Annotated in this window: 7 protein-coding genes; 2 read left to right on the plus strand and 5 right to left on the minus strand. The window is 72.4% G+C overall.

Annotated features, from left to right (window positions below):
* Positions 1–17: 17 nt before the first annotated feature.
* Positions 18–500 (minus strand): GNAT family N-acetyltransferase, encoded by a 483-nt coding sequence (locus AB0G17_RS17820; protein ID WP_361382845.1) that lies wholly within the window; start codon positions 498–500, stop codon positions 18–20.
* Between the two features lie 58 nt (positions 501–558).
* Between AB0G17_RS17820 and AB0G17_RS17825 the strand changes: the two genes are divergently transcribed.
* A complete protein-coding gene (locus AB0G17_RS17825; protein ID WP_361382848.1) occupies positions 559–1,362 on the plus strand; it encodes an exodeoxyribonuclease III in 804 nt (267 codons plus the stop codon).
* Between the two features lie 97 nt (positions 1,363–1,459).
* On the opposite strand, the gene AB0G17_RS17830 is transcribed toward AB0G17_RS17825, so the two are convergent.
* The 4 genes from AB0G17_RS17830 to AB0G17_RS17845 form a co-directional block, all read right to left on the minus strand.
* Positions 1,460–1,654 (minus strand): hypothetical protein, encoded by a 195-nt coding sequence (locus tag AB0G17_RS17830; protein ID WP_361382851.1) that lies wholly within the window; start codon positions 1,652–1,654, stop codon positions 1,460–1,462.
* A gap of 114 nt (positions 1,655–1,768) precedes the next feature.
* Entirely contained in the window at positions 1,769–2,656 is an 888-nt protein-coding gene (locus tag AB0G17_RS17835) for an SDR family oxidoreductase (protein WP_361382854.1), read from the minus strand.
* Positions 2,653–3,591, minus strand: a complete 939-nt coding sequence (locus tag AB0G17_RS17840; RefSeq protein ID WP_361382857.1) for an alpha/beta hydrolase — start codon at positions 3,589–3,591, stop codon at positions 2,653–2,655. The genes AB0G17_RS17835 and AB0G17_RS17840 overlap by 4 nt, the downstream gene beginning before the upstream one ends.
* Positions 3,588–5,162 carry an NAD(P)/FAD-dependent oxidoreductase gene (locus AB0G17_RS17845; protein WP_361382860.1) on the minus strand — a complete coding sequence of 525 codons (1,575 nt, stop codon included), beginning with the start codon at positions 5,160–5,162 and terminating at the stop codon, positions 3,588–3,590. Before AB0G17_RS17845 ends, AB0G17_RS17840 begins: the two co-directional genes overlap by 4 nt.
* 224 nt (positions 5,163–5,386) lie before the next feature.
* Between AB0G17_RS17845 and AB0G17_RS17850 the strand changes: the two genes are divergently transcribed.
* Positions 5,387–6,016 carry a MerR family transcriptional regulator gene (locus AB0G17_RS17850; protein WP_361382902.1) on the plus strand — a complete coding sequence of 210 codons (630 nt, stop codon included), beginning with the start codon at positions 5,387–5,389 and terminating at the stop codon, positions 6,014–6,016.
* Positions 6,017–6,159 lie beyond the last annotated feature (143 nt).

Raw genomic sequence — 6,159 nt, forward strand, 5'->3', positions numbered from 1 at the left:
CGGGCGGCCCCGACGGCTCACGGTGCCAGGGGTTTCGCGTAGCAGAGGCTGTTGGCGTGGAAGCGGTAGTGGCCGAACTTCTCGCAGGCGGTGTAGCCGCTGGAGGTGTAGAGGGCTATCGCCTCCGGCTGCTGGTCGCCGGTCTCCAGGACCATACGGGTGCGGCCCGCCGCGCGGGCGTCGGCCTCCAGGAGGGCCAGGATGCGGCGGGCGAGGCCCAGGCCGCGCGCCTGGGGGATCACGTACATGCGCTTCAGCTCGGCGTCGCCGTCCGAGTACCCCTGGTCGTTCTTGTCCTGGGTGCGCCAGCCGCCGGTGGCGACCGGGCGGTCCCGGTCGTCGTACGCGATCAGGTACAGGCCGTTCGGCGGCGTGAACATGGAGGCGTCGAGCGGGGTGGCGTCGCCCTCGTCCGTGTAGCGCTCGATGTATTCGAGCTGCACCTGGTCGTTGAGCTTCACGGCGTCCGGGTGGTCGTACCCCAGGGTGCGTATATTCATGCGGGATAGCGTACTTCTATGCGGGTGATCACGGTGGCCGGGTCGGTAGGGTGCGCGGGTGCTCACTGTTACTTCTGTGAATGTAAACGGGCTTCGCGCCGCCGCCAAGAAGGGTTTTCTTGAGTGGCTGGCCGGATCCGACGCCGATGTCGTGTGCCTCCAGGAGGTACGGGCCGAGCCGCAGCAGCTCACCGCCGAGGTGCGCGAGCCCGAGGGCTGGCACGTCGTGCACGCGCCCGCCGCGACCAAGGGCCGGGCCGGGGTCTCGCTCTACACCCGCCGCGAGCCGGAGCGGGTGCGCGTCGGGTTCGCCAGCGCGGAGTTCGACAACAGTGGGCGGTACGTGGAGGCGGACCTGCCCGGCGTCACCGTCGCCAGCCTCTACCTGCCCTCGGGTGAGGCCGGGACGGCGAAGCAGGACGAGAAGTACCGGTTCATGGGGGAGTTCCTGCCGTATCTGAAGGAGCTCCGGGCGCGGGCGGCGGCCGACGGGCGTGAGGTCGTCGTCTGTGGCGACTGGAACATCGCCCACCGCGAGGCGGACCTCAAGAACTGGCGGGCCAACAAGAAGAGCGCCGGCTTCCTGCCGGAGGAGCGCGAGTGGCTCTCCCGCGTCCTCGACGCCGCCGACGGCGGATATGTGGACGTGGTGCGCGCGCTCCACCCCGAGCAGGAGGGGCCGTACTCGTGGTGGTCCTACCGCGGCCGGGCCTTCGACAACGACTCGGGCTGGCGCATCGACTACCAGATGGCCACGGCGGGCCTCGCGGCGCGCGCGGTCAAGGGGTACGTGGAGCGGGCCGCCTCGCACGAGGAGCGGTGGAGCGACCACGCGCCGGTGACGGTGGCGTACGGGCTGTAGGACCAGGCCCTCTCGGCGCGGACGCGCACGCACAAGCGGCGCACCCGGGCATCCCGGGTGCGCCACTTCGTACGACTGCACGCACAGGCGCGAAGCGTCAGGCGTCGTAGTCCATGTCGAACTTGTCCTGCTGCTCCTGCGCGGCCCGCTGGGCCTCGTCCGGGTCCGGACGGCCCTTCTGCTGGGCCTGCCGCGAGCGCTCCTGCTGCTGGTCCTTCTTCGAGCTCATCGCCTGCTTGCCCTGCTGCTGAGCCTGCTTCGCCTTGTCCTGGAACTGGTCCTTGATGCCCATCGAGTTCACTCCTGGTGAGGGGGTGTGGAGGGCCGGGGTACCGGGGCTGTTCCCGCGGTTCCTCCGGGCCTCGACCAGCGTGGCACGACCGGACATACAGCGCATTTCGATCAGTTACGGAAGGTCACGGAGCGTGCGTTCCTGCTCGTCGGCCGCGCCGCCCGCCCCCACCAGCCCCCGCCCGACCCCCGCGAGCCGGGGCTCGAAGCGCCGCATCTCGCGCTGGCCCACGGCCCCGATGACGGCGGGCAGATAGCCGCGCACCGACTGCATCCCGCGCAGCCACCACTGCGCGTACACGTGCGAGGAGCGGCGCTCGATGCCCGCCACGATCCGGTCGACGGCCGGGCCCAGCGGGTACGTGCGGTTGGACGGCCACGGCAGCCGCTGTCGCAGCTCCCGCATCACCTCGTCCTGGTCCGCCCCGCGCACCATGTCCGTGTCGGTCCAGGACAGATACCCGACCCCGACCCGTACGCCCTTGTAGCCCACCTCCGCCCGCAGGCTGTGCGCGAAGGCCTCGACACCCGACTTGGACGCGCAGTACGCGGTCATCATCGGCGCCGGGGTGATCGCGGCGAGCGAGGCGATCTGGAGGAAATAGCCGCGGCTCTCCATCAGGACGGGCAGGAAGGCCCGCGCGGTGACCGCGCCGCCGATCAGGTTCACCTCGATGACGCGGCGCCAGGCGTCCGGGTCGGAGTCCACGAACGGTCCGCCCGAGGCGACCCCGGCGTTGGCGACCACGATGTCGACCTTGCCGAACCGCTCCTTCACCTCCCGCGCGACCCGCGCCATCGCCTCGTGGTCGGTGACGTCCGCGAACCACGACTCGGCCTCGGTGTGCAGCCGCGCAGCCACCCACTTCAGCTCGTCCGGCTCCAGGCCGACCAGGGCCACCTTGGCGCCGCGCGCCGACAGTTTGCGCGCCAGCAGCTCGCCGACGCCCCGGGCGGCGCCCGTGACGACCGCGACCTGCCCCTCCAGGCTCACCCTGCTCATGCCACGTCCTCCTCGACCATCACATACGTACGAACCAGCTCACGGAGGCGATCCGTGACGACCTCGGGGGCCTCCACCGGCGTCATGTGCCCGACGCCCGCGAGCTCCGTGAGTCCCACGCAGTCGGGCAGCGCCGCCGCGATCCGCCGGGCGTGCACCGGCGGGGTGAGCCGGTCGGCCGTCCCCGCCACCACGGCGGTGGGCACCCTCAACTCCCGTACCAGGGCGTCGACATCGAGCTCGGCGAGCACCTGTGACCAGGCGTACCGGGGGCCCCGGGCGCAGCCGTGCACGATCCTGGCGCACGCCTCGATCCGGTCCGGGGCGGCCCCCGGGCCCATCGTCGCGTACCGCAGGATCTTCTTGCCCACCGGCGTGACCGGCCCGAGCGGGGCCTTCGAGCCCAGGACCGCCGCGGTCAGCCGGGTGCGCAGCCGGCCCGGCCGCAGCGGCACCACCAGCGACTCCGCGACCAGCCGCGAGCTGCCGGTCGAGCAGAGCAGCACCGCCGCCGCGTGCTCGCGCAGCCCGGCGCGCCCGGCGGCGCTCATCAGCGTCATACCGCCCATGGAGTGCCCGGCGAGCACCGCCTTCTCGCCCGGCGCGAGCGTCGCGTCGAGCACCGCCTCCAGGTCGTCGGCGAGCGCGTCGGTGGAGCAGAGGGCGCTCGCGGCGGTACGGCCGTGGCCGCGCTGGTCGTAGACGACGACCCGGTGGTCCCCGGCCAGGGCGCGTATCTGCGCCGCCCAGAAGGCGGTCGAGCAGGTCCAGCCGTGGGCGAGGACGACGGCCGGGGCGCCCTCGGGCCCGTGCACCTCGACGTGCAGCCGGGCGCCGTCGGCGGAGACGGCGGTGAGCGTACGGGAGGGGGCGGGCGGGGCGAAGGCGCCGGACGTGACGTGTGCGGGGCGGCGCGGGGAGCGCGTGCGGCTCATGAGGCCACCGCCTCGGGGGTCGTCGGGTTCGGCCCGGACTTCCTGGCCTTGCGCGGCTTCGGCGCCGCCGGGGCGGACTCGGCGGCCCGGGCGCGGACCACCTCGTACTCGCCGAGGTCGACCTCGCGGACCGCCTTGCGGAACTCGCCGGTCGTGCCCGGCCAGATGGTGGTGTTGCGCCCGCCGGCGTCCAGGTACCAGCTGGTGCAGCCGCCGGTGTTCCACACGGTCCGCTTCATGCGCTCCTGGACGCGCCGGTTCCAGGCGCCGACGGCGGACGGGCGGGCGGCGAGCGCGACGCGGCCGCCGAGGACGTTCAACTGCCGCAGGTAGTCGGCCATATAGCTGAGCTGCGACTCGATCATCAGGATCATCGAGGAGTTCCCGAGGCCCGTGTTGGGCCCGATGATCGTCATCCAGTTGGGGAACCCGGCGGCGGTGGCGCCGCGCAGCGACTCCATCCCGCCCTTCCACGTCTCGGCGAGGGTGCGCCCGTCCGCGCCGACCACGCGCTCGGCGATCGGCATGTCGGTGACGTGGAACCCGGTGCCGAAGACGATCGCGTCGACCTCGGTCTCGGTCCCGTCGGCGGCGACGAGGGTGGAGCCGCGCACCTCGCTGAGCCCGGAGGCGACGAGGTCCACATTGGGCTGGGCGAGCGCCGGGTAGTACTCGCTGGACAGCAGGATGCGCTTGCAGCCGATGCGGTAGTCGGGCGTCAGCTTGGCGCGCAGGGCCGGGTCCTTGATGGCCCGGGCCATGTTCCGCTTGGCCAGCGACTCGACCAGACCCAGCTCGTTGGGGTGCTTGGTGAAGGCGCTGACCTGCAACTCCCGGATGCCCCACAGCAGTCCGCGGCGGGCGGCTCCGGTGAAGGGCAGCTGCCGGTGCAGCCAGCGCTCGGGCGCGGTGATCGCCCGGTCCACGCGCGGCATGACCCAGGGCGGGGTGCGCTGGAAGAGCGTGAGGTTGCGGACCCGCGGCTGGATGGCGGGGACGATCTGGATCGCGGAGGCGCCGGTCCCGATCATGGCGACGCGCTTGCCGCGCAGGTCGTAGTCGTGGTCCCAGCGGGCGGAGTGGAAGACCTTGCCGGGGAAGGTGCCGAGCCCGGGGATCTCGGGGATCTTGGGGTCGGAGAGCGGCCCGGTCGCGGAGACGACGACATCGGCGTGGAGGACGGCCCCGTTGGCGCACTCGACGACCCAGTACAGCTCCTCGCCGTCCCACCGCATCATCGTCACTTCGTGGTCGAAGCGGATGTGCGGGCGCAGCCGGAAGGTGTCGGCGACGTGCTCCAGATAGGCCCGGATGTGCTCCTGCCCGGAGAACGTGCGCGGCCAGTCCGGGTTGGGCGCGAAGGAGAACGAGTACAGGTGCGACGGTACGTCGCAGGCGCATCCGGGATAGCTGTTGTCCCGCCAGGTCCCGCCGACCGACCCGGCCCGCTCCAGGACGACGAAGTCGGTGATGCCCTCCCGCCGCAGCCGGACCGCGGCACCGAGCCCACCGAATCCGGACCCGATCACCGCCACCCGTACGTGCTCGGGCTCGCGCTCGTGCTGGACCATGCCACCGCCTCCATGCAGGACGTCTGTGCGGAGAGTCTGAACGACGTGCGACTCTGCCAGTAATCACTGGCACAGTTGGGAGAGTAGAGCAGCGGCATACCGAGCGGTAGGGGTCCGGCCGGGGAAAGTTACCGGCGGTACAACATAGGCTGGCGGACGTGGCAGACGGAGGAGTTGGCAGCGGGCCCGGCGGTGACGTCCCGGCCGGGTCGCGTGAGTACCGCATGGAGGAGCTGGCCGCCAAGGCCGGGATCACCGTACGTACGCTGCGGTTCTACCGTGAGCGCGGCCTCATCCCGCCACCGCGCCGCGAGGGCCGCATCGCCTGGTACGACGACCACCACCTGGCCCGGCTGCACACCATCGCGGCCCTCCTGGAGCGCGGCCACACCCTCTCCGGCATCGCGGACCTGACCGCCGCGTTCGAGTCCGGCCGGGACGCGGGCGAGGCGCTCGGGCTCGTCGAGCCGACCGAGGAGACCCCGGTCCGGCTGACCCCCGAGGCGCTGGCGGACCACTTCGCGGGCGAGGTCACCCCGGAGAACCTGGCGGCCGCGCTCGACCTCGGCTATCTCGCGGTCGACGGCGAGGAGATCGTCCACATCAGCCGCCGGCTCCTTGACGTCTCGGCCGCGTTGGTGCGCGAGGGCGTCCCGCTGGCGGCGGTCCTGGCGGCGGGCCGCGAGGTCCGCGCCCACGCGGACGCGCTGGCGGGCCTCTTCGTCGACCTGCTCCGCGCCCACGCCCCGGACCAGGACCTGTCCCGGCTGCGCCCGCTGGCCAAGCACGTGGTCGAGGCGGAACTGTCCTTGGCGATGGACCGCCGCGTGGCGGAGGGCCCGGACGGGCCCTGAGCGCCCCCGTTTTTGGCCCGGTGTTTGTCTGCGGACCGTATGTGGCTGGTCGCGCAGTTCCCCGCGCCCCTTAGATGCCGCTGCGCGGCAATCCCCTGGGCGCCCCGCAGGGGCGCATCTCAGGGGCGCGGGGAACTGCGCGC

This window comes from Streptomyces sp. NPDC023838 (assembly GCF_040639555.1).
In the GTDB taxonomy this organism is placed as follows: Bacteria; Actinomycetota; Actinomycetes; order Streptomycetales; family Streptomycetaceae; genus Streptomyces.

Bases quoted from the DNA above. Each gene is read 5' to 3' on its own strand.
- AB0G17_RS17820 (WP_361382845.1), bottom strand. From the start codon at position 500: ATGAATATACGCACCCTGGGGTACGACCACCCGGACGCCGTGAAGCTC.
- AB0G17_RS17830 (WP_361382851.1), bottom strand. From the start codon at position 1,654: ATGGGCATCAAGGACCAGTTCCAGGACAAGGCGAAGCAGGCTCAGCAG.
- AB0G17_RS17835 (WP_361382854.1), bottom strand. From the start codon at position 2,656: ATGAGCAGGGTGAGCCTGGAGGGGCAGGTCGCGGTCGTCACGGGCGCC.
- AB0G17_RS17840 (WP_361382857.1), bottom strand. From the start codon at position 3,591: ATGAGCCGCACGCGCTCCCCGCGCCGCCCCGCACACGTCACGTCCGGC.
- AB0G17_RS17845 (WP_361382860.1), bottom strand. From the start codon at position 5,162: ATGGTCCAGCACGAGCGCGAGCCCGAGCACGTACGGGTGGCGGTGATC.
- AB0G17_RS17850 (WP_361382902.1), top strand. From the start codon at position 5,387: ATGGAGGAGCTGGCCGCCAAGGCCGGGATCACCGTACGTACGCTGCGG.